Annotated in this window: 21 protein-coding genes and 2 pseudogenes; 12 read left to right on the top strand and 11 right to left on the bottom strand. The window is 59.6% G+C overall.

What is annotated here, in order from left to right:
- Window positions 1-54: 54 nt before the first annotated feature.
- From bioF to WLY71_RS08330, 6 genes are all read left to right on the top strand, one after another.
- On the top strand, window positions 55-1,233 hold the full coding sequence (gene bioF / locus WLY71_RS08355; RefSeq protein ID WP_095127187.1) for an 8-amino-7-oxononanoate synthase: 1,179 nt from the start codon (window positions 55-57) through the stop codon (window positions 1,231-1,233).
- Window positions 1,226-1,957 (top strand): alpha/beta fold hydrolase, encoded by a 732-nt coding sequence (locus WLY71_RS08350; protein ID WP_347803187.1) that lies wholly within the window; start codon window positions 1,226-1,228, stop codon window positions 1,955-1,957. Before bioF ends, WLY71_RS08350 begins: the two co-directional genes overlap by 8 nt.
- On the top strand, window positions 1,950-2,762 hold the full coding sequence (gene bioC, locus WLY71_RS08345) for a malonyl-ACP O-methyltransferase BioC (protein WP_347803186.1): 813 nt from the start codon (window positions 1,950-1,952) through the stop codon (window positions 2,760-2,762). The genes WLY71_RS08350 and bioC overlap by 8 nt, the downstream gene beginning before the upstream one ends.
- Entirely contained in the window at window positions 2,759-3,439 is a 681-nt protein-coding gene (gene bioD / locus WLY71_RS08340; RefSeq protein WP_347803185.1) for a dethiobiotin synthase, read from the top strand. The genes bioC and bioD overlap by 4 nt, the downstream gene beginning before the upstream one ends.
- Window positions 3,440-3,559: 120 nt before the next feature.
- Window positions 3,560-3,856 (top strand): pyrroloquinoline quinone biosynthesis protein PqqE, encoded by a 297-nt coding sequence (locus WLY71_RS08335; RefSeq protein ID WP_347803184.1) that lies wholly within the window; start codon window positions 3,560-3,562, stop codon window positions 3,854-3,856.
- Between the two features lie 277 nt (window positions 3,857-4,133).
- Entirely contained in the window at window positions 4,134-5,939 is a 1,806-nt protein-coding gene (locus WLY71_RS08330) for a phenylacyl-CoA dehydrogenase (RefSeq protein ID WP_347803183.1), read from the top strand.
- Between the two features lie 88 nt (window positions 5,940-6,027).
- Here WLY71_RS08330 and WLY71_RS08325 read toward each other — a convergent pair whose 3' ends face one another.
- The gene (locus WLY71_RS08325) at window positions 6,028-7,611 is read right to left on the bottom strand and encodes a hypothetical protein (protein ID WP_347803182.1); all 1,584 of its coding nucleotides are present in this window, start codon (window positions 7,609-7,611) and stop codon (window positions 6,028-6,030) included.
- A 404-nt stretch (window positions 7,612-8,015) separates the two neighbouring features.
- Here WLY71_RS08325 and WLY71_RS08320 point away from each other — a divergent pair, with 404 nt between their 5' ends.
- The 3 genes from WLY71_RS08320 to WLY71_RS08310 all read left to right on the top strand — a co-directional run bounded on the left by WLY71_RS08320 (window position 8,016) and on the right by WLY71_RS08310 (window position 13,158).
- Window positions 8,016-9,305: a GGDEF domain-containing protein gene (locus WLY71_RS08320; protein WP_347803181.1), complete on the top strand. Its 1,290-nt coding sequence runs from the start codon at window positions 8,016-8,018 to the stop codon at window positions 9,303-9,305.
- 90 nt (window positions 9,306-9,395) lie between these two features.
- Window positions 9,396-11,192 carry an acyl-CoA dehydrogenase C-terminal domain-containing protein gene (locus WLY71_RS08315; protein ID WP_347803180.1) on the top strand — a complete coding sequence of 599 codons (1,797 nt, stop codon included), beginning with the start codon at window positions 9,396-9,398 and terminating at the stop codon, window positions 11,190-11,192.
- Window positions 11,193-11,379: 187 nt separating this feature from the next.
- Complete coding sequence (locus WLY71_RS08310) at window positions 11,380-13,158, top strand: acyl-CoA dehydrogenase C-terminal domain-containing protein (RefSeq protein WP_347803179.1); 1,779 nt, start codon at window positions 11,380-11,382, stop codon at window positions 13,156-13,158.
- A gap of 360 nt (window positions 13,159-13,518) precedes the next feature.
- On the opposite strand, the gene WLY71_RS08305 is transcribed toward WLY71_RS08310, so the two are convergent.
- Both WLY71_RS08305 and WLY71_RS08300 read right to left on the bottom strand, forming a co-directional pair.
- On the bottom strand, window positions 13,519-13,779 hold the full coding sequence (locus WLY71_RS08305; protein WP_347803189.1) for a LysR family transcriptional regulator substrate-binding protein: 261 nt from the start codon (window positions 13,777-13,779) through the stop codon (window positions 13,519-13,521).
- On the bottom strand, window positions 13,710-14,000 hold the full coding sequence (locus tag WLY71_RS08300) for a LysR family transcriptional regulator (protein WP_347803178.1): 291 nt from the start codon (window positions 13,998-14,000) through the stop codon (window positions 13,710-13,712). Before WLY71_RS08300 ends, WLY71_RS08305 begins: the two co-directional genes overlap by 70 nt.
- 253 nt (window positions 14,001-14,253) lie before the next feature.
- On the opposite strand from WLY71_RS08300, the pseudogene WLY71_RS08295 reads away from it, so the two are divergent.
- From WLY71_RS08295 to WLY71_RS08285, 3 genes and pseudogenes are all read left to right on the top strand, one after another.
- A pseudogene (locus WLY71_RS08295) lies at window positions 14,254-14,445 on the top strand (aminotransferase class III-fold pyridoxal phosphate-dependent enzyme); the annotation flags it as partial.
- A 195-nt stretch (window positions 14,446-14,640) separates the two neighbouring features.
- A pseudogene (locus WLY71_RS08290) lies at window positions 14,641-15,186 on the top strand (aminotransferase class III-fold pyridoxal phosphate-dependent enzyme); the annotation flags it as partial.
- A 204-nt stretch (window positions 15,187-15,390) separates the two neighbouring features.
- A complete protein-coding gene (locus tag WLY71_RS08285) occupies window positions 15,391-15,549 on the top strand; it encodes a YqaE/Pmp3 family membrane protein (RefSeq protein ID WP_007904205.1) in 159 nt (52 codons plus the stop codon).
- 65 nt (window positions 15,550-15,614) lie between these two features.
- Here WLY71_RS08285 and WLY71_RS08280 read toward each other — a convergent pair whose 3' ends face one another.
- The 8 genes from WLY71_RS08280 to WLY71_RS08245 form a co-directional block, all read right to left on the bottom strand.
- Window positions 15,615-17,441, bottom strand: coding sequence for a S9 family peptidase (locus WLY71_RS08280; protein ID WP_347803177.1), 1,827 nt, complete (start codon window positions 17,439-17,441; stop codon window positions 15,615-15,617).
- The gene (pqqE, locus tag WLY71_RS08275) at window positions 17,407-18,561 is read right to left on the bottom strand and encodes a pyrroloquinoline quinone biosynthesis protein PqqE (RefSeq protein WP_165353321.1); all 1,155 of its coding nucleotides are present in this window, start codon (window positions 18,559-18,561) and stop codon (window positions 17,407-17,409) included. Before pqqE ends, WLY71_RS08280 begins: the two co-directional genes overlap by 35 nt.
- Complete coding sequence (gene pqqD / locus WLY71_RS08270) at window positions 18,554-18,829, bottom strand: pyrroloquinoline quinone biosynthesis peptide chaperone PqqD (protein ID WP_347803176.1); 276 nt, start codon at window positions 18,827-18,829, stop codon at window positions 18,554-18,556. Before pqqD ends, pqqE begins: the two co-directional genes overlap by 8 nt.
- On the bottom strand, window positions 18,826-19,578 hold the full coding sequence (gene pqqC, locus WLY71_RS08265) for a pyrroloquinoline-quinone synthase PqqC (protein ID WP_347803175.1): 753 nt from the start codon (window positions 19,576-19,578) through the stop codon (window positions 18,826-18,828). Before pqqC ends, pqqD begins: the two co-directional genes overlap by 4 nt.
- Before the next feature lie 22 nt (window positions 19,579-19,600).
- A complete protein-coding gene (gene pqqB, locus WLY71_RS08260; RefSeq protein WP_347803174.1) occupies window positions 19,601-20,512 on the bottom strand; it encodes a pyrroloquinoline quinone biosynthesis protein PqqB in 912 nt (303 codons plus the stop codon).
- Between the two features lie 75 nt (window positions 20,513-20,587).
- A complete protein-coding gene (pqqA, locus tag WLY71_RS08255; protein ID WP_009045898.1) occupies window positions 20,588-20,662 on the bottom strand; it encodes a pyrroloquinoline quinone precursor peptide PqqA in 75 nt (24 codons plus the stop codon).
- A gap of 155 nt (window positions 20,663-20,817) precedes the next feature.
- On the bottom strand, window positions 20,818-23,250 hold the full coding sequence (gene pqqF, locus WLY71_RS08250; protein WP_347803173.1) for a pyrroloquinoline quinone biosynthesis protein PqqF: 2,433 nt from the start codon (window positions 23,248-23,250) through the stop codon (window positions 20,818-20,820).
- A 314-nt stretch (window positions 23,251-23,564) separates the two neighbouring features.
- Window positions 23,565-24,359, bottom strand: a complete 795-nt coding sequence (locus WLY71_RS08245) for a carbon-nitrogen hydrolase family protein (RefSeq protein WP_347803172.1) — start codon at window positions 24,357-24,359, stop codon at window positions 23,565-23,567.
- Window positions 24,360-24,369 lie beyond the last annotated feature (10 nt).

Below are 24,369 nucleotides of genomic sequence, written 5' to 3'. Positions count from 1 at the left end.
GCCTGCGGCAGCTCCTACAGAGGCTCGTGCCACTTTCCCACTCGCGAGGTCCGCATGTCTTTCGATCTCAGCGCGCGCCTTGCTGCCCGTCGTGCCGAAAATCTCTACCGCCAACGCCCATTGCTCGAAAGCCCCCAAGGCCCGGAAGTGGTGGTCGATGGTCAGCCGTTGCTGGCGTTCTGTAACAACGACTATCTGGGCCTGGCCAATCACCCGCAAGTGATCGAAGCCTGGCGCGCCGGTGCGGCCCGTTGGGGCGTCGGTGGTGGGGCATCGCATTTGGTGATCGGCCACAGCAGCCCGCATCACGCGCTGGAAGAGGCCTTGGCCGATTTCACCGGTCGACCGCGCGCGTTGTTGTTCACCACGGGCTACATGGCCAACCTCGGTGCGGTCACCGCGCTGGTCGGGCAGGGCGATACGGTGCTGGAAGACCGGCTCAATCACGCGTCCCTGCTGGATGCAGGACTGTTGTCCGGAGCGCGCTTCAATCGCTATCTGCACAACGACGCGGCGAGTCTGGCCAAGCGTCTCGAGAAGGCGACCGGCAACACCCTGGTCGTCACCGACGGCGTGTTCAGCATGGACGGCGACATTGCCGACCTGCCGGCGCTGGCTCGGGAGGCGAAAGCCAAAGGTGCATGGTTGATGGTCGATGACGCTCACGGGTTTGGTCCGCTGGGTGCCAATGGTGGCGGGATCGTCGAACATTTCGGCCTGAGTCAGGAAGACGTGCCGGTGCTTGTCGGCACCCTCGGCAAGGCGTTCGGTACCGCCGGGGCTTTTGTGGCTGGCAGCGAAGAGCTGATCGAGAGCCTGATCCAGTTCGCCCGTCCCTACATTTACACCACCAGCCAGCCGCCGGCGCTGGCCTGCGCGACGCTGAAAAGCCTTGAATTGCTGCGCACTGAGCACTGGCGACGTGAGCATCTGAAAACGTTGATCCGCCAGTTCCGCCACGGTGCCGAACAAATCGGCCTGGAGTTGATGGACAGCTTCACACCGATCCAGCCGATCATGATCGGCGATGCCGGGCGTGCGGTTCGACTGTCGCAGATGCTGCGTGAGCGCGGTCTGATGGTGACGGCGATCCGTCCACCGACCGTGCCCGCCGGCAGCGCCCGACTGCGGGTGACCCTGACCGCTGCGCACAGCGAGGCGCAGGTACAGCTATTGTTAAATGGACTGGCCGATTGTTTTCAACAACTGGGACCGGAGCCAAGCCATGCGTGATCGTCTGATTCTGCTGCCCGGCTGGGGCCTCGGAATTTCTCCCCTGGAGCCTTTGGCGGCAGCGTTACAAGGACTGGATGAACACTTGCGGGTCGAGATCGAGCCGTTGCCGGAACTGGGATCGAGCGATCTTGAGGAGTGGCTCGATGAGCTGGACTCGACGTTGCCTCAGGATGCCTGGCTCGGTGGCTGGTCGCTCGGCGGCATGCTCGCTTCAGAGTTGGCAGCCCGGCGCGGCGATCGCTGCTGCGGCTTGCTGACGCTGGCGAGCAATCCTTCTTTTGTCGCTCATGAGCAATGGCCAAGCGCGATGCCTGCCGAAACCTTCGATGCGTTTCTGGCCGGCTGCAAGGCTGATCCGCGCATGACGTTGAAACGTTTCTCGCTGCTCTGCGCTCAGGGTGCCGAAGACCCGCGCGGGTTGTCTCGGCTGTTGCTCGGTGGCGCGCCACACACTTCGGCAGAGGTGCTGATGAGCGGCCTGGAGTTGCTCGCACAACTGGATACCCGCCAGGCTTTGCAGTCGTTCCGCGGCCCACAACTGCACTTGTTCGCCGGCCTCGACGGACTGGTTCCAGCCGAAGCGGCGGGCGACCTGCTGAAATTGCTGCCGGATGTCGAAATCGGTCTGATCGAGCAGGCCGGTCACGCGTTTCCTCTGGAAGACCCTCACGGTGTGGCGGGGGCGATTCAGGCCTTTTTGCATGAGTCCGGTGATGACTGATTTATCCCTCCCCAACCTGCCCGGCGGTTTGCCCGACAAACGCCAGGTGGCGGCATCTTTTTCCCGTGCGGCGGCAAGCTACGACAGCGTGGCCGAATTTCAGCGCGACGTTGGCAGTGAATTGTCGAGTCGTTTGCCGGAGGACTTCGTGCCGGGTGTCTGGCTGGACCTGGGCTGCGGCACCGGGCATTTCAGTCGTGCATTGGGCGAGCGATTTCCTGCCAGTCACGGGCTGGCATTGGACATCGCCGAAGGCATGCTCAATCACGCCCGGCCGTTGGGTGGTGCAACGCATTTCATCGCAGGCGATGCCGAGCGGTTGCCGTTGCAGGATTCGACCTGCGATCTGATCTTCTCCAGCCTGGCGGTGCAGTGGTGTGCGGACTTCGCTTCGGTGCTCAGTGAAGCCAATCGCGTATTGAAACCTGGCGGAATTTTCGCGTTTGCTAGTCTGTGCGTGGGCACACTGTTCGAGCTGCGTGACAGCTGGCGTCAGGTGGATGGCATGGTGCACGTCAACCGCTTTCGCGAGTTCGGGGTTTATCAACAGCTTTGCGCGGACAGTGGGTTGAGAGTCGCGAGTCTGGAAACCCGACCGCACGTGTTGCATTACCCGGATGTGCGCAGCCTGACCCATGAACTCAAGGCACTGGGTGCCCACAACTTGAACCCCGGTCGCCCGGGCGGTTTGACCGGCAGGGCACGGATCCTCGGATTGATCGAGGCGTATGAGCAATTTCGTCAGGCCGAAGGATTGCCGGCGACTTATCAAGTGGTCTACGCCGTGTTGGAGAAACCTTTATGAGCGCAGCCTATTTCATCACTGGCACTGACACCGATGTCGGCAAGACCACCATTGCAGCAGGTTTGTTGCATGCCGCTCGGTCGGCCGGTTTGAGCACGGCGGCGGGCAAGCCGGTCGCCTCCGGTTGCGATGTGACGCCCAAGGGCTTGCGCAACGCCGATGCGTTGGCGTTGCTGGCGGAGTGCTCAGTGCCTTTGACTTATGCGCAGGTCAACCCAGTGGCATTCGAACCACCGATCGCACCGCATCTGGCAGCGCGGGAGGCCGGTGTGGCATTGACGGTGCAATCACTGTTGACGCCCATGCAGGAAATTCTCGATATGCAAGCGGACTTCACCTTGATCGAAGGTGCTGGAGGCTGGCGAGTGCCTTTGGCGGATCAGGACAATCTGTCGGACCTGGCGATGGCGCTGGATCTGCCGGTGATCCTGGTGGTGGGTGTGCGCCTGGGTTGCATCAACCATGCGCTGCTGACAGCCGAGGCGATTGCTCAGGACGGTTTGCAGTTGGCGGGGTGGGTGGCCAATATCATCGATCCGAAGACTTCGCGCCTGGAAGAAAACCTTGCAACACTTGCTGAGCGGATCCCGGCACCGTGCCTGGGGCGAGTGCCGAAACTCAAGTTGGTGACGGCTGAAGCGGTGGCGGAGCATCTGCAACTGGATCTACTGGACTGAGTTTTCTGGCAGGGGTTTTAACTATGACAAGGCACTGTGCCATTAGTGTTTTTGTCGGGCCTTTTGTCAGTGGGTCTGATTCAATGGCCGCTGTTGATCCTTTGTAGGACGAGTTCTCCCATGGAAATCTCAGGAAACACCGCTTTTTATGCCGGTCTGAGCACTATTCAGACAGGGCAGAACCGTGTCGATCAGGCCTCTGGCCAGATCGCCAACACGACGATCGAGCGTTCGGTGACCAGCCAGTCTTCCGAGGCTCAGGTTGATCGTCTGCGTTCGGTAGATCGCAGTCAGCAGTCAGACCTGGCCAGCAATATGGTCGAGATGGCCCAGGGCAAATTTCAGGTTGAGCTGGGTGTCAAAGTCGCCAAGGCATCCGATGAGGTGCTTGGTACGTTGATTGATACCTTCGCCTGAACCCTCGCTGAACCCGCTCCCTCAACGCCGCGACTATTCGCGGCGTTTTTCTGCGTGAATCCTTCTCTCTCAACTAATCTTTCCTCCACAGCGTATGGCTCAGGCGACGGTGTTGCGTTGCTGTGGGTCTGGTATTTGCCTCAGGTGATGACGAGCGGCAAAAGATCGGCGCTTGACAAGATTTGGGCGTAAACGTATGTTTCAAACAACTGTTTGACCGTCACAACAAATCAATACGGTCGTTCATCCCCGGTTACATCAGCAGAGGTTTATCGCTATGCCTGACTACAAGGCCCCCTTGCGTGATATTCGCTTCGTTCGTGACGAACTGCTCGGCTACGAAGCGCACTATCAGAGCCTTCCGGCTTGCTCGGACGCAACTCCAGACATGGTTGACGCCATTCTCGAAGAAGGCGCCAAGTTTTGTGAGCAGGTGCTGGCTCCGCTGAACCGCGTGGGTGACACCGAAGGCTGCACCTGGAGCGAGTCCGGCGTTAAAACCCCGACGGGCTTCAAAGAAGCCTACAAACAATTCGTCGAAGGCGGCTGGCCAAGCCTGGCCCATGACGTAGAGCACGGCGGCCAAGGTCTGCCAGAATCTCTGGGCCTGGCTGTCAGCGAAATGGTTGGCGAAGCCAACTGGTCGTGGGGCATGTACCCAGGCCTGTCCCATGGCGCGATGAACACCATTTCCGAGCACGGCACGCCTGAGCAGCAAGAGGCTTACCTGACCAAGCTGGTTTCTGGCGAATGGACCGGCACCATGTGCCTGACCGAACCGCATTGCGGCACCGACCTGGGCATGCTGCGCACCAAGGCTGAACCACAGGCCGACGGTTCCTTCAAAGTCTCCGGCACCAAGATCTTCATCTCGGCCGGCGAACACGACATGGCCGACAACATCGTCCACATCGTGCTGGCACGTCTGCCGGATGCACCGGCTGGCACCAAAGGCATTTCGCTGTTCATCGTTCCCAAGTTCATGCCGAACGAAGACGGTTCGGTCGGCGCACGCAACGCTGTGACCTGTGGTTCCCTGGAACACAAGATGGGCATCCACGGTAACGCCACCTGCGTGATGAACTTCGACGCGGCCACCGGTTTCCTGATCGGCCCGGCGAACAAAGGCCTGAACTGCATGTTCACCTTCATGAACACCGCACGTCTGGGCACCGCATTGCAAGGTCTGGCCCACGCCGAGATCGGCTTCCAGGGCGGTCTGAAATACGCTCGTGATCGTCTGCAAATGCGCTCCCTGACTGGCCCGAAAGCGCCGGAAAAAGCCGCTGACCCGATCATCGTTCACCCTGACGTACGTCGCATGCTGTTGACCATGAAGGCCTTCGCCGAAGGTAACCGTGCGATGGTTTACTTCACTGCCAAGCAAGTCGACATCGTCAAGTACGGCGTGGACGAAGAAGAGAAGAAGAAGGCCGACGCACTGCTGGCGTTCATGACGCCGATCGCCAAAGCCTTCATGACTGAAGTCGGCTTCGAATCCGCCAACCACGGCGTACAAATCTACGGCGGCCACGGCTTCATCGCTGAGTGGGGCATGGAGCAGAACGTTCGCGATAGCCGCATTTCGATGCTGTACGAAGGCACCACCGGTATCCAGGCACTCGATCTGCTGGGCCGTAAAGTGCTGATGACTCAAGGCGAAGCCCTGAAAGGCTTCACCAAGATCGTCCACAAGTTCTGCCAGACCAACGAAGGCAACGAAGCGGTCAAAGAGTTCGTCGAGCCATTGGCTGCGCTGAACAAAGAGTGGGGCGAGCTGACCATGAAGGTCGGTATGGCGGCCATGAAGGATCGCGAAGAAGTCGGCGCAGCGTCGGTGGATTACCTGATGTACTCCGGTTACGCCTGCCTGGCTTACTTCTGGGCTGACATGGCGCGTCTGGCGGCCGAGAAACTGGCTGCCGGCACCACCGAAACGGCGTTCTACACCGCCAAGCTGCAGACTGCGCGCTTCTACTTCCAGCGCATCCTGCCGCGCACCCGCACTCACGTTGTCACCATGCTGTCGGGCGCTAACAATCTGATGGACATGAAAGAAGAAGACTTCGCGCTGGGTTACTAAGCCTCACGCCGCTCTTCAATAAACCGCCGCTTCTTTTGGGAGCGGCGGTTTTTTTATGGGCGCCAGACACGCAACGCTGCAGCGTCCATCAAGGCGTCGGGATAAAAGGTGTGCCGTCGCAATAGAAGTTCCCCGGCAAAACACCCCTGACCGGTACGGGCACCGGGGCTGATCGAATCGCTTGCCCGGCCGCATTGAGCGTCGTATAGAAGACGTACATTACCCCTCTGCCGATCAGGCCCATGGTCGATGGATACGGCACGTTCAAGGTCTGACCCAGCGTCGCAGCGTCGGCCGACAGCAAGGCAGAGACGGTGACTGGCGGATTGATCAGCGTCGAGCCATCGTCCTGTCGACTGAGTGCACAGTTCACAGTAACCGTCGCATTGGCCCGCAAGAGCACCGAGGGCGGGATAAATACCTCAATGATACGGTTGGAATAGGGCAGGTCGCTGGGTTGCGGGGAGTTGCAGGTGAGATTGCCGTTGTTCAGGTTTCTCATCACTGGCGGCAGCAACTGCATGAAGGTCGACAGATTGAAGATCAGATTCCTGGCGACCAGCCCGTCGAAGTTTACCCCGCCACTGGTGATCCTGAACCTGACGGATGCCGGCGTATCATTGGTGGTGGCTCCCGGAACAGCGGCTTGCACGCGTGCCGCAGGGACCACCAACCGCATCGGCAACGACTGCCCTGCATACACAACAGCCACCGCCGCCAGCGTACCGACGAGCACCGTGATGGAGTTGCCAATCTGCAAACCGTCGACACTGTCCAGCCACACCTCCATCCCGGCTGGGGTGATGTCAGCCAGGGTCACCGTGTTGTCTGGCGCAATAGCCTGCGTCACCCGCGGCACGGGAATATTTGAAGGCGTTATTTGAAGCGCGACCCTGACTTCAAGGATCAATGAGTCTCGAGCACGATTGCCGGCCCGGTCCATGCAACGGTAGGTCAGTTGCTGTAGGCCATTGCCTCGGGCGCGAATAGTTGCCGCTGGTACGGGGATAAATCGGTCAGCCGGAGTGTCGGGCAGCGTAATCACCGCTGGATCAGCGTAAGAAACCTGCATTTGGCTATCCGTATTGCCGTAGTAGGGCACGTAGCGCAGGGCAATCTGGGTATCGATTTCGGGGTGCGGTGGCATCCGGAACATGACGGGGTCGTTGGCGAGCAGATAAGCCTCGCTGATCAGCGCAGTGTCGAGGTTGAGCGGTAGCAGCGGGCGTGGCGGTGTGATGGTCAGGTGGCCAAAAGGTGCAGTCTTCTGAATCAGCAACCGGGTGCTGGCGGTGGCGCTCAGTAAATTGTCGCCGTCATCCAGAACGTACGTGAGCCGATACTCGCCTTCACTGCCTACCTTACGGCGCGGTACAAGCACCTCGAAATCCCCGGCGGGATACGCCGCCATTTGATGGTGGGCAAGGATCTCATACTCACCCGGAGACGGTAACTCTGCGTATATCCGGATAATGGGGCGCGACCTAGCGGGACCGGGCTGTGGCAATGCCGGGATGCCAATACGCAGGTCACGTGCCGTCGCCGTCAGGGGAATCAAGCCACCGAAATTGGGTATGGCTTCCACCACGCTCAGCGGTAGCAGCCTGGGTATCGCATCACGAATCAGAGTAAGTGAAGTGGTGCTGACTGCCTCGATAATTGGGTCTTCCATACGTGTCACTCCTGTCAGGTTCGGACGACACTCTCCTATCCCGAAAGTGGTGGTCGGGCTCCGGTGAGTGGTACAGGGAATTAAACGCCGTAAAAATACCGGACGATACTGTCATAACTGACAGTCTCAATGGCGCGCATGTTGCATGAGGCGTGGTGGTGCCAAGCGCGAAGCTCTGAAGGCTTCCTGCTACGGCGATCCAACATCTGTAAAAAAGCCATGGTTGATCGATATAATGGCTATCAGCCACTTTTTTTCTGAAATACCTGGCAAATCGCTCAGAAAAACCGAATTCCTGCCGTTATAGAGGGTGCGGTGTGATGCAGATCACATTGCGTGTGCTTAATTGCGCCAAGCGAAGGCACAATGCCATCTTTGATTTGCCCGGGCCGGAGCTCAACCCCTTGCCGCGTTCTTCTGCTGTTCATATCAACCATTTCCTGCCGTCGCTGGTCCTGTTACTGGCGGGGCTTGCCGCGGCCTACGTCAAAGATCTCAACGTATTCTTCACGTCATTGTTCAACGTCCTGCCGACCTTGGTCCTGCTGCTTGGCGGGTCGTATTGTGCGGTTTATCGGCGACAGCGCGAGCTGTTCCTGATGGTCACGGTGTACATCGCCTACTTCCTGCTCGACACCCAGACCGACTATTACCGCGACAACGGCAAGGTTCGTGAAGACGCCGCTGTGGTCTTCCATCTGTGCTGCCTGTTGCTGCCGCTGCTATTTGGTGTGTTCGCCGCGTGGCAGGAGCGCACCCACCTGTTCCAGGACATGGTGGCGCGCTTCGCCGTGTTGCTGGCCTTTGGTAGCGTGGCGTTGGGGCTGGAACAAAGTTACCCACAGGCGCTGTTGATGTGGCTGTCGGAGATCCGCTGGCCAGCGTTGCATGGCGCCTGGATGAGCCTGATCCAGCTGTCCTATCCCGTGTTCGTCGCTTCGTTTGCGTTATTGGCCTGGCAATACTGGCGCAACCCGAGACCCTTGCATGCTGCCCAATTGGTGGGTTTGCTCGGGTTGTTCTGGATGTTGCCGAAAACCTTCATCCTGCCGTTCACCCTGAATATCATGTGCAGTCAGGTGATGTTGATGATTGCCGCAGCGGTCGCCCATGAGGCCTACCAAATGGCCTTCCGCGACGAACTCACCGGTCTGCCGGGCCGCCGCGCCTTGAACGAGCGGATGCAGCGGTTGGGGCGCAATTACGTGCTGGCGATGAGCGATGTCGATCACTTCAAGAAATTCAATGACACCCACGGTCACGATGTCGGCGATCAGGTACTGCGGCTGGTCGCCAGCAAGCTGTCGAAAATCGGTGGTGGCGGTAGGGCGTATCGGTACGGTGGTGAGGAATTCGCCCTGGTGTTCGCAGGCAAGACCCTCGAAGAGTGTATGCCGCACCTGGAAGTGATCCGCGAGTCCATCGCCACCTACAACATTCAGCTGCGCAATCAGGACAGCCGTCCTCAGGACGACCAGCAAGGTCGTCAACGTCGCGCGGGCTCGGGCGCCTCAAGTGTGTCGGTCACCGTCAGCATCGGCGTCGCCGAACGCCTAGAGCAGCGCACCCCCGAAAAAGTGCTCAAGTCCGCTGACGAGGCGCTCTACAGTGCCAAGGGTGCGGGGCGAAACTGTGTGGTGGCATTCGGTCAGAACCGTCGTGGCGCAGTGCGCATGGACGCCGCTACTGATTGAGTGATGATGGCGCATTCAGCGTCTGGACTGTGATTGTGAGGCCGGGGGCGCGGCAGTAGGTTTGGGGAATCTGCTGCCGGAGAAATGACCATGCCTGAGTACAAAGCTCCCCTGCGCGACATGCGCTTTCTGATCGACCACGTCTTTGATTTTCACAGCAATTACGCCGCGCTGGGCGCCACCGATGCCAGCCCGGACATGGTCAATGCGATCCTCGAAGAAGGTGCGAAATTCTGTGAGAACGTTCTTGCCCCGCTAAACCGCAGCGGCGACGAAGAAGGCTGCCATTTCGACAATGGCGTGGTGACTACGCCTACAGGCTTCAAGCAGGCCTTCGCACAATACGTTGAGGGCGGTTGGCACGGTCTGGCGGCTGATCCGGTTTACGGTGGCCAGGGGTTGCCGAGTTCGCTGGGGCTGGTCATCAGCGAAATGGTTGGCTCCAGCAACACCTCCTGGGGCATGTACCCCGGTCTGACTCACGGTGCAATGTCGGCGATCCACGCCCATGGCACTGAAGAACAGAAGCAGACTTACCTGAGCAAGCTCACCGCCGGCCAATGGACCGGCACCATGTGCCTGACCGAAGCCCATTGCGGCACTGACCTGGGCATCATCAAAACCCGCGCCGTGCCTGCGGCCGACGGCAGTTATGCGATCTCCGGCAGCAAGATTTTCATCTCTGCCGGCGAGCACGACATGAGTGAAAACATCATTCACTTGGTGCTGGCGAAACTGCCGGACGCTCCGGCAGGCACCAAGGGCATTTCGCTGTTTATCGTTCCAAAATTCCTACCCAACGACGAAGGTGAGGCGGGAGAGCGCAACGGCGTTTCCTGCGGCTCGATCGAACACAAAATGGGCATCAAGGCCTCGGCTACCTGCGTGCTGAACTTCGACGACGCCAAGGGCTTCTTGATCGGTGAGCCGAACAAGGGCCTGAACTGCATGTTCACCATGATGAACCACGCACGGCTCGGCACCGGCATGCAGGGTTTGTGTCTGGGGGAGGCGAGCTTTCAGGGGGCGATCAAGTACGCCAACGATCGCTTGCAAATGCGTGCGCTGACCGGCCCGAAAGCGCCGGAAAAAGCCGCCGATCCGATTATTGTTCATCCTGATGTGCGCAGGATGTTGCTGACCATGAAGGCGTTCAACGAAGGCAATCGGGCGCTGACTTACTTCACCGCGCAGTTGCTGGACGTGGCGCATCTGAGTACGGATGAGACGGCGTGTCAGGATGCCGAAGACCTGCTGGCGTTCCTCACGCCGATCTGCAAAGCCTTCATGACCGATACCGGGCTGGAAGTGACCAACCACGGCATGCAAGTGTTCGGTGGTCACGGTTTTATCCGCGAGTGGGGCATGGAGCAGCTGGTACGCGACTGCCGGATCGCACCGATCTATGAAGGCACCAACGGCATTCAGGCGCTGGACTTGCTCGGAAGAAAAGTCCTCGGCAGCCAGGGGAAATTGCTGCGCGGGTTCACCAAAATCGTCCACAAATTCTGTGCGGCAAACGCCGGACATCCGCAACTTGCCAGCTACGTGGCGCAGCTCAACGACCTGAATCAGCAGTGGGGAGAGGTGACCACCAAGGTCGGCATGGCGGCGATGAAAAATCCGGATGAAGTCGGCGCGGCTTCGGTGGATTACCTGATGTACAGCGGTTACATCATCCTCGGCTATCTGTGGCTGCGCATGGCGTTGGTCGCTCAGGCACAGCTCGATTCGGGCAGCGGCGATGCCGATTACTGCCAGGCAAAACTGGCGACCAGCGAGTTTTACTTCAAGCGATTGCTGCCACGCACGGCGGCTCATCGTGCGTCAATCGAGGCGGGCAGCGATTGTTTGATGAACCTGCCTGCGGAGTTATTCGCACTATAGTGTTTCAAGCCGACGTAAAAGAGCCCGCCTAGTTGCGGGCTTCTTTAATGGTTCACTTTTCAGTGACTAAAAATAACAAAACGGTCATGAGCTGACCCTATGTGTCGTAAAAGTTGTTGGGTTACACTCAAACTCAACGAAAGCACCACTCCTACGAATCACCTGTTTAGATCTTGCGAGGTTTGCCATGGCTGACTACAAAGCGCCCCTGCGCGATATGCGCTTCGTCCTCAATGAAGTTTTCGAGGTCGCCAAACTCTGGGCCGAGCTGCCTGCGCTGGCCGAGACTGTCGATGCTGAAACGGTCGAAGCCATTCTTGAAGAGGCCGGCAAGGTCACCAGCAAAAGCATTGCGCCCCTGAGCCGTGCGGCTGACGAAGAGGGTTGCCATTGGGCGGACGGTGCCGTCACCACGCCGGCAGGTTTCCCACAGGCTTATCAGACTTACGCTGAAGGCGGTTGGGTCGGTGTCGGTGGCGATCCGACCTACGGCGGCATGGGCATGCCCAAGGCCGTTTCGGCGCAAGTCGAGGAAATGGTCAACTCCGCCAGCCTGTCGTTCGGCCTGTACCCGATGCTGACCGCTGGCGCCTGCCTGTCGATCAACGCCCACGCCAGCGAAGAGCTGAAAGCCGCCTACCTGCCAAACATGTACGCCGGCGTCTGGGCTGGCTCCATGTGCCTGACCGAGCCACACGCCGGTACGGACCTGGGCATCATTCGCACCAAAGCCGACCCTCAGGCCGACGGTTCCTACAAAGTCAGCGGCACCAAGATCTTCATCACCGGCGGTGAGCACGACCTGACCGAGAACATCATTCATTTGGTGCTGGCCAAGCTACCGGACGCACCGGCGGGGCCGAAGGGTATTTCGCTGTTCCTGGTGCCCAAGTTCATGGTCAATGCCGATGGCAGCCTGGGCGCGCGCAACCCGGCGACCTGCGGTTCGATCGAACACAAGATGGGCATCCAGGCGTCCGCGACCTGCGTGATGAACTTCGACGAGGCCGTGGGTTATCTGGTCGGCGAGCCGAACAAAGGCCTGGCCGCGATGTTCACGATGATGAACTACGAACGTCTGGGTGTTGGCATCCAGGGCCTGGCCACCGGAGAGCGCTCGTACCAGAGCGCCGTCGAGTACGCCCGCGACCGTCTGCAAAGCCGTTCGCCGACCGGCGCGCAAAACAAGGACAAGGTCGCTGACCCGATCATTGTCCACCCGGACGTGCGTCGCATGCTGTTGACCATGAAAGCCTCGAACGAAGGCGGTCGTGCCTTTTCGACGTACGTGGCCATGCAACTGGACACCGCCAAGTTCAGCGAAGACGCCACGACCCGCAAACGCGCGGAAGATTTGGTGGCCTTGCTGACCCCGGTGGCCAAGGCGTTCCTGACCGACCTGGGTCTGGAAACCACCATTCACGGCCAGCAGGTTTTCGGCGGCCACGGTTACATCCGTGAGTGGGGCCAGGAGCAACTGGTGCGCGACGTGCGCATCACCCAGATCTACGAAGGCACCAACGGCATTCAGGCGCTGGACCTGGTAGGACGCAAGATCGTCGGCACCGGCGGGGCGTTCTACAACCTGTTCGCTGACGAGATCCGTCATTTCACCGCGACCGCCAGCGCTGATCTGGTGGAGTTCACCAAACCGCTGAACGATGCGGTGACTACCCTCGACGAACTGACCGCCTGGTTGCTGGATCGGGCGAAAAACAACCCGAACGAAATCGGTGCTGCCTCGGTCGAGTATCTGCAAGCATTCGGTTACGTGGCGTATGCGTACATGTGGGCACTGATGGCCAAGGCCGCTTTTGGCAAAGAAGCGCAAGAAGATTTCTACGCGAGCAAGTTGGGCACGGCGCGCTTCTATTTCGCACGTCTGCTGCCGCGTATCCACTCGTTGAGCGCGTCGGTGAAGGCCGGTAGCGAGTCACTATTCCTGCTGGACGCAGGACAGTTCTGACAATGTAACGTCATGTAAGCATTCTCTTACATGGCGTGCTGCTCTTCTCCCATAGATGAAGATTGGATCCACAGCTAATCTACTTCACATGGACGTCGCGCAGGAAGCGCAAAGCAACAACACGGACACGTAGGATTCTGCCAGGACGGCGGAGTGAAATGGATGTCAGGGATACAGTCTGCAAAGCCCCGCTTCGGCGGGGTTTTCTTTTACCTGCGGAAAAGTGCTCAGCTCATTTCATCCAGTGTTGCCGGGCTGCTCAAACGCACATCCGTGCCATTCATCACTTCTTCCAGCAACGTACGCAATAAGGCCAGCGAGGCCTGTTGTCGCTGCACATCCCGACACACCAATCCAACTTTAAGCGGCTGCCTGTACCTGCGGACGTCGTCCCAGATTGGCCAGTTGCGCTTGCCAGATCTGCCGCACTTGAAACTCTTCACCCAGCAGCAACATCGGCAATTCGGCAGCCTGACTCATCGAGACTTTCTTGAATTCCCGCAACGGGTGATCCGCCGGGATGACCAGGGTCAGCTCGTCTTCGTACAGCATCACGCCGTGTAGCCCTGGCTGACGAGGCGGCCCTTGAAGTTGCCCAAGGCTTCCCGTGCCCGCTGCAATCCATCCAGCAAGGGCAGGGCATGGTTGTACAACGTATGAGCAGCCAGGGTTGGCAGCAGACGTTTGCTGCTGCGTTCGAATAGGCTCACATCGAGGTTTTGTTCGAGGTGGCGGATCTGCTGGGACAGTGCCGGTTGGGAGATTGAAAGCCGCTCGGCAGCCCGGCCCACATGACCTTCTTCGTAGACCGCGACGAAATAACGCAGTTGCTTGAAATCCATAAGGTGTGCTTATCGAAAATGCTCGGAAATCGAAATGGCTCAAGGCCTTGGCTGAGCCTAGTCTAACCGCATTCACAAGGCTTACAGGGCTACAGAGCGCGATGAATACCGTTTGCTTCGATGGTGTTTACATAGGTAAGGCAAAAAACCTCGCACGAGGTTTGATCAGATGAACTTGTTCAGCTTGCGGCGCAATCCTCCGAGTCTTGATGACCTGACGGTAGGCACCTTCTTGCCGTCCAAAGGCGACAATCTTTCCAGCCCCGGCTTCGGCCTCCATAACCGCGGCACAATCTTGCTGAGCGACTGTGCTCCAGCACCGGCAGTGATCAGGCGTACCTGCTCAACAGTGGCAGCGAAGCCTGTGACGCGGCGATCAAACTGGCGCGCAAATGGGGCCAACGGCATCGCGGCGGGGCTTCGCGGATCATCGTTGCCAACAACTGTTGCCCCTTTGAGGTAATGCCCGGTGGCCGGTATCACCCCGGCTTCGCTCTGGATCGGTTCGAGCATGATCGCCACGGTCTGGGCGTGACCGAAACAAATATTCGTGCGCGGTCAGGGCTCATGGTTGTGGGACAGCGATGACCGCGCGTATCTGGATTTCTCACAGGGTGACGGGGCCAATAGCCTCGGACACGGTTTAGGGCGTTGTGGCACCTTGCTCGCCGAACAATCCTACGGCGTGCGGGCAGATATCGTTGTTCTCGGTAAAGGGCTGGGCGGTGGCGTGCCATTGGCGGCGTTGCTGGCGCGGGGTAAGGCCTGCTGTTTCGAGGTCGGCGAAGTGACAGGTACTCATCATGGCAATGCACTGATGACGGCTGCCGGTCTTGCCGTCCTCGACAGCGTTCAGGACAAGGGGTTTCTCGATCATGTCGGGGAAATCGGTCAGCACCTGAGCGAAGGTTTGCAGCGTTTATCCCATCGCTATGGTCCCGGCGAGTTGCGCGGGCAAGGTCTGTTCTGGGGGCTTACCTTGTCCGACGAATCGGCTGACGCCGTCGTCAAAGCTGCGTTGTACGAAGGCCTGCTGCTCAACGCTCCGCAGCCCGATTGCCTGCGCTTTACCCCGGCCCTGACCGTCAGCAAAGCCAATATCGACGAAATGCTCCTGCGCCTGGCCCGCGCCTTCTCCCGTGTGCGCACTGCGCAACTGCAGTGCCGCAAAGGGATTGCCGTCTGATCAGGACCTACACGAATTTCCGAACCGTCTCGCGGTATAACGCATCGCCCCATGCCTGATTCTTTTGGCGTGGGGCGTTTTTTTGTCTGCGAAATTCACCGCGATGGCTTGGTGCTCGGAAGTCACAGAACTGAACCCTGACGAACGGCAAAGGTCGATTAGCTGTAGGCTCACACGAGCCAACTTTAATCAGGAGCTGACCCCATGGACTTTATTCGCATCATCATCGCCATTCTCTTGCCGCCACTGGGTGTGTTTCTGCAAGTCGGTTTCGCCGGGGCGTTCTGGCTGAATATTCTGCTGACGCTGTGCGGTTACATCCCCGGGATCGTGCATGCGGTGTACATCATCGCCAAACGCTGAGTTTCGCGGCGTCAGATAGATTGCATTCGCAGGCAAGGCTTGCCCGCGAATGGAACGCTGCGATCTCAGTCCGCCAACGACATCACCCTTCGATAAAACAACCACTCCTGCTCCAGCGCATGGGCCTGATTGCCGGCCTTGCGAAAGCCATGGCGTTCGTCAGCGTAGTAATGCGCTTCAACCAGAATGCTGTTGTCCTGAAGCGCCGTGACCATGTCGCGGGTCTGTTGCGGCACTACCACGGCGTCCAGTTCACCCTGAAAGAAAATCACCGGAACACTGATGTTGTCCGCGTGCAACAACGGCGTTCGTGCGGCGTAGCGTTCGGTATCCTGCACCGGGTCGCCGATCAGCCAATCCAGATAATCGCCTTCGAACTTGTGAGTCGTCCGGCCCAGTGCCGCAGGATCACTGACGCCATACAGGCTGGCGCCGGCGCGAAAGACGTTGTGGAAGGCCAGCGCACACAGGGTGGTGTAGCCACCTGCGCTGCCACCGCGAATAAACGCCTTGTCGCCGTCGATCAGTCCGCGTTCGGCAAGATGAGCGACGACTGCGCAAGCGTCTTCCACGTCCACTTCGCCCCAGCTCAAATGCAGCGCTTGTCGATAAGCCCGGCCATAGCCACTGCTGCCGCGGTAGTTGAGGTCGGCCACGGCGAAGCCACGTTGCGCCCAGTACTGGATTCGCGGATCGAGCATGGGGTAGCAGGCCGAAGTCGGGCCACCGTGGATAAACACCACCAGAGGCGGTTTTGCATCATCGGTCATCGCTGGATAGAAGAAGCCGTGTGCCTCGCCCGAACCGCTCGGGTAGCGCAGGGTTTGCGGGACGCTGATCTGCTCGGCAGGCAACGGTGCAATACCGCCAGCCAGTGTTTTGACCTGCCGGGTCTGGCGGTCGATGGCAATGACTGACGACGAACTGACTGACGAAGCGGCGATGCAGTAAATGAACTGCTCATCCAGTGCGAGAGAGCGGAAGCGGCTGTAATCGCCCGTGAAATCTTCACCAGCGTCACCACCAAGACCCAGTTTGCCAAACCCGTCTTCGGTCCAGCTCGCCAGATAGCTGCCTTCGCTCAGCGGCAACCAGGTGCTGCCACCCAACTGCCACGGCGCTGGCCCATGATCCGCTGCGGCACTCGGTAGCGGACTCAAACCGTCTGCCGATTCCACCCAAGGCTGCCAGTAGCCACCGCGATCAGTCAGGCAAAACAGACGGCCGCTGGTATCGAACCTCGGTTGTTGCAGCGATTCCTCAGCATCTTCGCCCGCCACGCAATGCGGCGGAGCAAAACGGCCATCGTTCTGGCGTTCGGCAACCATCAGGCGAGTCGCGGTCCATGGCTGATCGGGGCGGCTCCATTCTATCCACGCCAATCGTTGTGCGTCGGGACTCAACGTCGGCGCGGCATAGAAATCAGCGCCTTCGGCCAGTAGATGACGTACCCCGTCAGCCACATCGATAGCCACCAGACGATGCCGATCGCGGTTTTCTTCAACCGCCAATACCTGCCCGTTAGCGAACTGCAGATCGCCGTATCGGCATTCGCCTGAGCTCAGTAACTCAGGTGTCTCGCCGGCCAGCGACTGTCGATACAGCTGTTGATCCGCCTCGTTGACGAACACTATCCCGTCATCGGTCAGACAGAACGCGCCGCCGCCGTATTCGTACACCCGACTGCGCACACTGAAGCCCGCAGGCGTCACGCAATGCGCCTGGCCGTCACGCCAATGCCAGATTCGGCAGGCGGCGTCCTCGGGACGGTACTCGTTCCAGAACAAGCCATGTGGGCCGACCTGCAACTCGGCGAAGTCGATGCCGGCCGCGACGGCCCTGGCAGCGCTGAAGGGTTCAGCTTTTAGCGATGAGTCGTGAATTTCGTTCATTGCGAAAGGCCAGTTGTTCAATGGTCTGGGTCGCGTGTTCGGCTTCTTCGCGAGCCTTGAGGATCACGCCGTGATGTTCCGACTTGCTGCACACCGGGTCGGCGTTGCTCGCGTCCCCCGTGAGCATGAATGCCTGGCAGCGACAGCCGCCGAAGTCTTTTTCTTTCTCGTCGCAGGAACGGCACGGCTCGGGCATCCAGTCGTAACCGCGAAAGCGGTTGAAGCCGAATGAGTCGTACCAGATGTGCTGCATGCTGTGGTCGCGCACGTTGGGAAACTGCACCGGCATCTGTCGGGCGCCGTGACAGGGCAGAGCGGTTCCGTCCGGCGTGACTGTCAGAAAAATACTGCCCCAGCCATTCATGCAGGCTTTCGGGCGCTCTTCGTAATAGTCAGGGGTGACGAAAATCAGCTTGCACGGGTGCCCTTCGGCTTCCAGTTTGGCGCGGTATTCGTTGGTGATGCGTTCGGCGCGGACCAGTTGTTCCTTGGTCGGCAACAGACCGACCCGGTTGAGCTGCGCCCAACCGTAGAACTGGCAAGTGGCGAGTTCCACAAAGTCCGCCTCAAGGGCGATGCACAGCTCGATGATCCGGTCGATCTTGTCGATGTTGTGCCGATGGGTCACGAAGTTCAGCACCATCGGATAACCGTGGGCTTTCACCGCACGAGCCATTTCCAGCTTCTGGGCGAAGGCCTTTTTCGAGCCGGCCAGCAAGTTGTTCACTTGCTCGTCGCTGGCCTGAAAGCTGATCTGAATGTGGTCCAGGCCAGCTTTTTTGAAGTCGCTGATTTTCTGCTCGGTCAGGCCGATGCCCGAGGTGATCAGGTTGGTGTAGAACCCCAACTTGCGCGCCTCGGCAATCAGCTCGGCAAGGTCCTGGCGCACCAGCGGTTCGCCGCCGGAGAAGCCCAATTGCGCCGCGCCCATTTCCCGCGCTTCGCGAAAGACCTTGATCCACTGTTCGGTGCTCAGTTCTTTGCCTTGCTCGGCGAAGTCCAGCGGATTGGAGCAGTACGGGCATTGCAGCGGGCAGCGATACGTCAGCTCGGCCAGCAGCCACAGCGGCAGGCCGATTTCCGGTTTGGGCGGTAACTTGTCTGACGCGCAATCAGGCAAGTTCGATCCAGTGCTGAGCACGGGCGACCTCCATGAATTGCTCGATGTCGTCACCGAGCTCGGGCACGCCAGGGAACTGCGCGTCCAGTTCGGCGATGATCGCCGCAACGTCACGCTCGCCGTCGATCAAACCGCCGATCAGTGCGGCGCTTTCGTTGAGTTTGATCATGCCTTCCGGGTAGAGCAGCACATGACCTTTCTGCGCCGGTTCGTACTGGAAGCGGTAGCCGGTACGCCAGCTCGGGGTCTTGCTGCGATCAAAACTCATAAGGTGATTCCTTTATGCCAGACCCGTTGCTCGGTCACGCTGTGATACGGCGGGCGTTTCAGTTCGTAGGCCATGCTCATGGCATCGAGCATGCTCCAAAGAATGTCCAGTTTGAACTGGAGAATTTCCAGCATGCGCTCTTGGCCGGCCCGCGTCGTGTAGTGCTGCAAAGTGATCGCCAAGCCATGTTCGACGTCGCGGCGCGCCTGGCCCAGACGCGTGCGGAAATACTCGTAACCGGCCGGGTCGATCCACGGGTAATGCTGCGGCCAGCTGTCCAGGCGCGACTGGTGGATCTGCGGCGCAAACAGTTCGGTCAGCGAGCTGCTGGCGGCTTCCTGCCAATTGGCACGGCGGGCGAAGTTGACGTAGGCGTCCACGGCAAAACGCACGCCGGGCAGTACCAATTCCTGCGAGCGTAGCTGATCCGGGTCGAGGCCGACGGCCTGGCCCAGACGCAGCCAGGCTTCGATGCCGCCGTCTTCGCCGGGGGCGCCGTCATGGTCGAGCAGGCGCTGAATCCACTCGCGACGAATCTCGCGGTCCGGGCAGTTGGCGAGGATCGCGGCGTCCTTGAGGGGAATGTTCACCTGATAATAGAAACGGTTGGCGACCCAGCCCTGGATCTGCTCGCGCGTTGCCCGGCCTTCGTACATCGCCACGTGATACGGATGATAGATGTGGTAATAAGCGCCCTTGGCTCGCAAGGCTGCTTCAAACTCGGCGGGGGACATTGCTGTATCAGTCATTTCGGTTCTCCGGGGCCATCCGCTACAACACAATACTCATGCCGTCATACGCCACTTCAACATTGCGCCGAACCAGTTCTGCACGCTCTGGCGAATCCTCATCGAGAATCGGGTTGGTGTTATTGATGTGGATAAGCACTTTGCGCTGTTTGGGCAGTTGTTCCAGCACTTCCAGCATGCCGCCGGGGCCGTTCTGTGCCAGGTGGCCCATTTCCCGGCCGGTGCGGGTGCCGACGCCACGGCGCTGCATTTCGTCGTCATCCCACATCGTGCCGTCCACCAGCAGGCAATCGCTGTCGGCCATGATCTCCAGCAGCGGTGCGTCGACCTTGCCCAGGCCCGGTGCGTAAAACAGTTTGCCACCGGTGCTGAGGTCTTCAACGATCAGGCCGATGTTGTCGCCCGGGTGCGGGTCGAAACGGTGCGGCGAGTACGGCGGTGCGGCGCTGCGCAGCGGCAATGGGGTGAAGCGCAGGCTCGGGCAGGCCGGGATGGTGAAGCTGCGGTCGAGCTCGATCTGGTTCCAGGTCAGCCCGCCGTTCCAGTGGGTCAGCATGGTGAACAGCGGAAAACCGGTGCTCAGGTCTTCGTGGACCATGTCGGTGCACCAGACCTGGTGCGGGCACCCTTCGCGCAGGCTGAGCAGGCCGGTGGTGTGGTCGATCTGGCTGTCCATCAGGATGATCGCGTTGATGCCGGTATCGCGCAGGGCGCGGCCCGGTTGCATAGGGGCGAAGCTCTGGAGCTGGGCGCGGATATCCGGCGATGCGTTGCACAACACCCAGTTCACGCCGTTATCGGAAATCGCGATGGACGACTGGGTCCGCGCTTTGGCGTTCAGGCTGCCATCGCGAAAACCGGCGCAGTTCACGCAGTTGCAGTTCCACTGGGGGAAACCACCGCCGGCGGCGGAACCTAGAATCTGGACAAACATGGCCGCTCCATCATTCGAAAACTGAAAATAAAAACGCCTCGGCGAGCCGAGGCGTTGCACTGCGCTACAAAAAGATTAGCGGCTTGCGAAGTACATGGTGACTTCAAAGCCGATACGCAGGTCGGTGTAAGCAGGTTTGGACCAGGACATAGAAGCGCTCCTTCAGGTGATGGGACAGTTGAGATCTATACATATAGTCCACCTCCAGCCGGAGATGTTCAGATAGTTAGTTGGCTATGTTACTCAAAATTACAGGGCGATTGGCCGGGAATCTTTGAGAAAGCTAATTGCAGCACCGGTAATGATCATTTTGCCGCTTGCCAAGGCGAGGCCGGGCAAGTTCCGCTGGCCAGACTGCGCCAACCGCCTTCGGCCTGATTCAGTCGTTGTGCTGCGGCCAGTAACGTTTCACGGTCGATCATCAGAATCGTCTGAGGTAGAAGCTCCAGATAATCCGATGAGCGGCCGGCCAGTTTGCCCTGCCAGACCAGTTCGGCGGCCTGCGCATTGGGCAGTGCCGCGCTATCGAATTGATCGGCCAGTGCCCGGCGCTGGTCGATGAAGGTCTCGTCATTGATGTCTTCGATCATCCCGGCCAATCCACACAAGAAGTGTTCGATGTGTTCCAGCAGATCCTGAGGGGCGACGCTGGGTGATTGCACGCCGAACAGCAGCCCGGTCTGCCCGTGGACCTGCCGCAGGGCGCTGAACACCGCATAGCCGAGCTGCAGTTCTACCCGCAGGCGTTGGTAAAACGGCGTCTGGCAGACGTGAGCAAGCAAGCGCCAGGCGGCTTCGTCAGCGATGTCCGCGGTTGCGGTCGGGCAGAAGAGCAACAAGGCGTGTTCGCTGGACCCGGTATCGACCGCGCTCCACAGATGCTGCGCGTTTATCGGGGAGGGTGGCGTCAGTTGATTGTCCGCAGTGCCAGGCACACGACTCAAGGCAAGGCCCATCGCCGCTTGTGTCTGGGCGGACAGGCCGGTCGCCAGACCGTCCCAGCGCGCGCTCGACCAAAGCTGCATCAAATCTTCCGAGTCAGCGGTGCGCTCAAGGCAGTGATCAGGCAGCGCTTTAAGCAACTGTCGAATCGGCATCATCGCAACGCTCGGCGGCTCCTCTTGCGAGAAACCGGCATCAGGTGTTGTCAGTTCTTTCAGCGCGTGTTCAAGGATGGTCGGTATCGGCTCCTGTAGCCCGGTCATTTTCAGCAGCCATTCATTGCCTGATGCGCTGAAGGAAAAATCGACACCTGCCTGACGAGCGTCTTCACGCAACGGCTGAAGGCGGTGTTCCAGGCTCGCCTGAAGGTTGCTGCGAGGTGCCAAGTCCAGACGCCAGCGCAGGTAAACGGCGCCTTCGGCACTACTATCGGGCAACGCCTGACTGAACTGCATGGGTGACCGTTCGCGACGACCGCGCGAACGATCCTGAGCAAAGGTCCGCAAGCCTCGGTGTTTGCTGGTCTGGCCGCGGATCAGTCCGGCACTCGGGGCCGGAGCTTCGGCGCGTAAAAACGGATTAGGTGTTGGCAGTTGCCATTGGCCGGTGAAGTTATCCACAGCGCCAATTTGTTTCAGGACTTCCTTGAGGGCTGCAACGCCCGATTCGGATAACCCGGCTTCACGCTGTTCGCTGTCCAGTCGGGCCAGTTGCAGGGCGCCGCTGATTTGCTGCTGACGTTGCAGCAGGGCGGCGTATTCTTCCTGCAAACCGGTCCAGGGTTGCTGTGAGGCAAAGAATCCAAGCCAATCCAGTAGCCGCTCGCGGATCCCGTTGGGAGTCGCGTCGGCAGGCAACGTGAACTCGATGTGCAACAAAGCCTGGCCGGCGAATTGATACAGTGGCGCAGCTTTCAGGCTGTCAGCCAGCCCGCGCTCGCGCAATTGCGCCAGCAGACCACCGGGTTTCGCGGCATTCAGCCAATGACACAGGAACGCCAGTGCCTCGGGCGATGAATCGGGCAGCGCGTCGAAGGCAAACAGCAGATCCAGTCGACGTGCACCAACCTGTTGATAACTTTTGTTCGAAGAATCCATCAGCGATGTAGGTGCTTGTTGCGGGACCTTTTCCCCTACGGGAATAGCCGCGCCAAAGCTCTGAGCCATCGCCCTCAACTCATCGATGCTCTGCGGCCCGGCCAGGCTCAAGGTCATCTGCCTGGTCTGATAAAACCGCTTATAGAAATCCAGCAAAGCGTGCTGGAACTCAGGTTGCGGGACCGGCAGGCTGTAGCGGTTACCGGCATGAAACGCCCGGAGTGGATGCGCCGCTGAAAGACCGTCGACCAGCGCGAATCGCTGTTGAGCGGTCGTATCCCGAGACCATGCGACAAATTCTGCGTGCAGCACTTCCCGTTCCCGCCGCTGATCGTCCGGATTCATACGCGGATGAGCGAGCATGTCCGACAGGCGCTCCAGTCCCCCGGTAAACGACTGAGGCGGTAACTCGAAAAAGTAGTCCGTGGTGCGTTCGCTGGTCCGCGCATTCACCTGGCCACCATGACCCAGGACGTAGGCCATCAGCCCAAGGCCTGCAGGAAAACGCTCTGTGCCGAGAAACAGCAAGTGTTCGAGAAAATGCGCCAGCCCGGGCCAGGCCGCCGGCACGTCATGGCTGCCAGCCGCGACCCGCAACACAGCAGCACTGCGCTTCAAATCAGGAACATGACGCAGCGTCACCCGCAGACCGTTGGCCAGGGTTTCAGTGTGAAGGTGGGGGTGGTTCAGCGCAGGCATGAGCACTTCCAGAGCAGAGAAGCGCTAATGCTAGCGGATTAGGGGGCGTTCTCAATTAGTTTCCACACCGCGCCGGGTCTGCTGTTGTGCAGGGCAAGGCGCGAGAAGCGTGGTTTGGTCATTCCAAATAAGCTTCGAGCAACGCAGCCCTGCACAACAGCAGGCCCGGCCCTTCGGGTTGTGCCTTAAAGCGGGCCAGGCTGCGTTGCAGGCCTTGGAAAGGGAGCAACCATTCCCAGCGGCCTGCGCCTTGCCTGGCCCGCTTTAAGGCGACAACGCGGCGGGGAAACTAATTGAGAACGCCCCCTAGGTGGTCAGCGCTTGTTCAGCTCGCTGTAAAGCTCTGGGCGGCGATCGAGGAAGTAGCGATTGGCGGCGCGGGAATCGACCATCAACTGACGATCCAGCTCGCCGACAATCAGTGCTTCATCAAGGCCCGCTTGGGCGATGCGATTGCCATCCGGCGCGGCGATGCTGCTCTGGCCGCAATACTGGATCTCGCCTTCGTTGCCGCAATAGTTGGCGTAAGCCACATAACACTGGTTTTCGAAGGCCCGGGCACGGACGGTGACGTCGGCGATGAAGTCGTAGGGAACCATGTTCGCCGTCGGCACCAGAATCAGCTCGGCGCCGGCCAGGGCCAGGCGTCGGGCGTTTTCCGGGAACTCCAGGTCGTAGCAGATCAGGAAACCGAGCTTCCAGCCATTGAGTTCAACCAGCGGAAACTCATCCGGCCCGGCGCTGAACATCGAGTGATCGAGGTCGCCGAACAGGTGAGTCTTGCGGTAGTTGCACAGGCGTTCGCCATTGGCATCGATCAACTGCACGGCGTTGTAAATTTGCCCGTCTTCGGTGCGCTCGGGATAGCCATACAAAATGGCGATCCCGGCCGTCTTGGCGATGCGCGCGATCTGCTGCGCCGACTCACCGTTGTGCACCTCCGCCAGCACGCTGACCGCGTCGAGGCCGATGTTGTAGCCGGTCAGGAACATCTCCGGCAGCACCAGCAAATCCGCGCCCTTGGCCTCCAGCGCCAATTGATGCAGACGTTGCAGATTGCCGGCGACATCCAGGGGCAGCGGTGGACATTGGTAAAGGGCTACGCGCATTCGGGATTCC

Origin of the sequence: Pseudomonas rossensis, assembly GCF_039888995.1 — a bacterium.
GTDB classification, from domain to species: Bacteria; Pseudomonadota; Gammaproteobacteria; order Pseudomonadales; family Pseudomonadaceae; genus Aquipseudomonas; species Aquipseudomonas rossensis.
Note: the sequence above shows the minus strand (reverse complement) of the source record. Positions and strands in the feature narration are given on the sequence as shown.

Coding starts and splice junctions, on each gene's coding strand:
- bioC (WP_347803186.1), top strand. CDS start 1,950: ATGACTGATTTATCCCTCCCCAACCTGCCCGGCGGTTTGCCCGACAAA.
- pqqD (WP_347803176.1), bottom strand. CDS start 18,829: ATGAGTTTTGATCGCAGCAAGACCCCGAGCTGGCGTACCGGCTACCGC.
- bioD (WP_347803185.1), top strand. CDS start 2,759: ATGAGCGCAGCCTATTTCATCACTGGCACTGACACCGATGTCGGCAAG.
- WLY71_RS08245 (WP_347803172.1), bottom strand. CDS start 24,359: ATGCGCGTAGCCCTTTACCAATGTCCACCGCTGCCCCTGGATGTCGCC.
- WLY71_RS08330 (WP_347803183.1), top strand. CDS start 4,134: ATGCCTGACTACAAGGCCCCCTTGCGTGATATTCGCTTCGTTCGTGAC.
- pqqB (WP_347803174.1), bottom strand. CDS start 20,512: ATGTTTGTCCAGATTCTAGGTTCCGCCGCCGGCGGTGGTTTCCCCCAG.
- WLY71_RS08315 (WP_347803180.1), top strand. CDS start 9,396: ATGCCTGAGTACAAAGCTCCCCTGCGCGACATGCGCTTTCTGATCGAC.
- pqqC (WP_347803175.1), bottom strand. CDS start 19,578: ATGACTGATACAGCAATGTCCCCCGCCGAGTTTGAAGCAGCCTTGCGA.
- WLY71_RS08325 (WP_347803182.1), bottom strand. CDS start 7,611: ATGGAAGACCCAATTATCGAGGCAGTCAGCACCACTTCACTTACTCTG.
- WLY71_RS08350 (WP_347803187.1), top strand. CDS start 1,226: ATGCGTGATCGTCTGATTCTGCTGCCCGGCTGGGGCCTCGGAATTTCT.
- pqqF (WP_347803173.1), bottom strand. CDS start 23,250: ATGCCTGCGCTGAACCACCCCCACCTTCACACTGAAACCCTGGCCAAC.
- WLY71_RS08285 (WP_007904205.1), top strand. CDS start 15,391: ATGGACTTTATTCGCATCATCATCGCCATTCTCTTGCCGCCACTGGGT.
- WLY71_RS08310 (WP_347803179.1), top strand. CDS start 11,380: ATGGCTGACTACAAAGCGCCCCTGCGCGATATGCGCTTCGTCCTCAAT.
- WLY71_RS08335 (WP_347803184.1), top strand. CDS start 3,560: ATGGAAATCTCAGGAAACACCGCTTTTTATGCCGGTCTGAGCACTATT.
- WLY71_RS08300 (WP_347803178.1), bottom strand. CDS start 14,000: ATGGATTTCAAGCAACTGCGTTATTTCGTCGCGGTCTACGAAGAAGGT.
- bioF (WP_095127187.1), top strand. CDS start 55: ATGTCTTTCGATCTCAGCGCGCGCCTTGCTGCCCGTCGTGCCGAAAAT.
- WLY71_RS08280 (WP_347803177.1), bottom strand. CDS start 17,441: ATGAACGAAATTCACGACTCATCGCTAAAAGCTGAACCCTTCAGCGCT.